Annotated in this window: 3 protein-coding genes; all 3 read left to right on the top strand. The window is 63.3% G+C overall.

From position 1 onward, the window contains the following. Positions 1–373, top strand: a 373-nt coding sequence (locus tag ACFVX9_RS39535; protein ID WP_387987110.1) for a hypothetical protein, incomplete at its 5' end; no start/stop codon positions are given. Between the two features lie 34 nt (positions 374–407). Continuing rightward, positions 408–1585, top strand: a protein-coding gene (locus ACFVX9_RS39530; protein WP_387987107.1) for an IS3 family transposase whose coding sequence is annotated in 2 segments (ribosomal slippage) — positions 408–669 and positions 669–1585 — 1179 coding nt in all. Because the reading frame shifts where the segments join, the coding sequence is not laid out codon by codon here. A gap of 324 nt (positions 1586–1909) precedes the next feature. Next, positions 1910–2635: a transposase family protein gene (locus ACFVX9_RS39525; RefSeq protein WP_387987104.1), complete on the top strand. Its 726-nt coding sequence runs from the start codon at positions 1910–1912 to the stop codon at positions 2633–2635. The last annotated feature ends 20 nt before the right edge of the window (positions 2636–2655 follow it).

Genomic DNA, 2655 nt, shown 5'->3' with positions numbered 1-2655 from the left:
CCACCTGCCCGACCTGTACATGGACCGCCTCAGCTCCACCACCCTGCTCCAGACCGCCGCCGACACCGTGACCACCGGACACGGCATCACCACCGGGAACACCGACCTGGTCGGCACGATCGGCACCGCCGCCCTGGCCGACCTCTGGCCCGCCCGCCGGCGCCACCGCGCCAAGGCGCGCAGCACCAAGAACTCGACCAGCAAATACGGCCCCAACGCCGGCAAACACCCCCAGAGAACCCGGCACTACACCGTCCACACAGAGATCACGTACATGGAGAACGGACTCGCCTCCCGGCCCCGACGCCCCTCCCTGGACAGGTTGCACCACAGGTCTGAGGGGCCCCGAGGTTTCCGGACAGTGACCCAATAGGGTCGTCCTGTCCGGGAAGTGAGGGAAACAGCAAGTGGCACGTTCAAAGCCGTACACGCCAGAGTTCCGCGAAGAAGCGGTCCAGCTGGCGCTGCAATCCAGCAAGCCCATCGCGCAATTCGCTCGGGAACTTGAATTGAACCCCGAAACGCTGCGTTCATGGGTGCGTAGGCATGAGCGTGCACACGGAAAGCAGTCCGGCCCTCTTCCTCTGGACGAGCGGGCGCGCCTCAAGGAACTCGAACGCCGCAACCGCGACCTTGAGATGGAAGTCACCTTCCTGAAAAAAGCCGCAGCGTACTTCGCGAGGGATCCCCGGTAGCGGGCAAGTACGAGTTCATCGAAACGATGCGACTCGACGACTCGGAGTACGCATATTCCGTCGAGTTCATGTGTGATCGGCTTGACGTTTCAAAATCCGGCTACTATGAATGGATCGACCGTCCGGATTCCGCGACCGCCCAGCGGCGTGATGAATTGAAACTGCTCGTCAAGAAGGCGTTCGACATGTCCGACAGCACGTATGGCTACCGGCGGATCCACGCCCAGCTTGCCCGCTGGGACGTGCGCGCCGGCCTGGAGCTGATCCGCCAGCTGATGCGCGAGCTGGGCCTTGTGCCCTGCCAGCCGAAGCCGAAGCGGTGGTCTCTCACCCAGGCTGCGGCGAGCGAGGTGCCGGACCTCGTCGGCCGCGACTTCACCGCCGACGCGCCCGGCGAGAAACTCGTCGGGGATATCACGTACATCAAAACCGGAGAGGGGTGGCTTTATCTCGCGACCGTCATCGACTGCTGCACCAAGGAGGTTATCGGGTATGCGATGGACGACCACTATCAAACTCCTCTCATATCCCAGGCTATACGCAACGCGGCCCGCAACAGGAAGCTCGCCGACGATGCAATATTCCACTCCGACCGTGGAAGCAACTACATGTCAGCTGAGTTCGGGGAGACGCTGAAGCAGTTCGGCCTCCGTCGATCTTCCGGGAGGACCGGTATCTGTTTCGACAATGCGATGGCGGAATCGTTCTTCGGCGCCCTGAAGAACGAGAGAGTTTCCAGGGTGACTTACCTGACGCGCGAGATCGCCAGGCAGGACATCACCCGATACATCGAACTCTGGTACAATCACAGACGCCTCCACTCGGCAGTCGGATACCGCCCACCGCGAGAAGTTCACGCCGAATATGCGGAGCTGCGCAAAGCCGCATAAAATAGACGGTCAAAACACTGTCCGGAAAACGCGAGGCGCCTCACATCTCGTACTGGCTCGCGCCTGGCCAGCGCATCGTGCTGCTGACGGTGTTCCTCAAGACACGGATGCGAGAGGACACCGAAGCCGCCCGTTCCCATCAGGCACAGAAACGGTGCGAGACACGGAGGCTTATTCACGGTGGTTTCGCTGGTTTTCCTTGATCATGGAAGCGGCCCTGCTCGGTAGCGTGACGTTTTGCGACGACGTCAGATCTCTACCAGGGCAGGGCCGTTGGGCTGGAACGTTACGACAGGGCTGGACACAGATCAACTGGACGGGCTGGTGGCCGGCGTCCATGCCGAACTGCGGGCCGCGCAGGAAGGCCCGTCTCCTGAGCGGATGCGGGCGCTGGGCTTGTACAAGTCGGTGGTGCTGGTGCTGTTCCTGCTGCGGCAGAACCCGGTCCAGGAAGCGGCGGCCGAGCTCTTCGGGATCTCCCAGGCGACCGTCTCACGCCGCTGGAACACGCTGCTGCCCGTGGTCGGAAAGGTTCTGGCCAGGCATGTTCCCGACCCTGCTGAAGCCTCTGCTGGGAGAGTCGTGCTTGTCGACGGCACACTGGTGACCACATGGGACTGGAAGAGCGAGGGCACCTCTATGTTCTCGGGCAAGCACCGCGACACCGGCTTCAACCTCCAGGTCGCGTCCACCCTGGCCGGGGACCTGCTGGCCGTCTCCCTCCCGCTGCCCGGCAGCCGACATGACGCCTTCGCCTGGAGGCAGTCCTGCTTCCCCGAGGCGTTCGCCGACCGCGACAAGCCCGGAGACCTCGGCTACACCGGCACCGGGATACGTACCGGCCGACGCAAGCCACCTGGCCGGGACCATTCCCCAGGCAACAAGGAGGCCAACCAGTCAGTCAACACGCTCCGCGCCGCCGTCGAACGCGCGATCGCCCACCTGAAAGACTGGAAGATCCTCGCCACCCGCTACCGCGGCCCCCTCACCCGATTCCCCACCGTCGCCAAGACCGTCACCGCCCTCACCTTCTACAAGAAGGGCTGGTGAAGCCGTGTGAATAGACCTCC

The organism is Kitasatospora sp. NPDC058243 (assembly GCF_042882025.1).
In the GTDB taxonomy this organism is placed as follows: Bacteria; Actinomycetota; Actinomycetes; order Streptomycetales; family Streptomycetaceae; genus Kitasatospora.
This window is presented reverse-complemented; position numbering and strand designations above follow the sequence as displayed.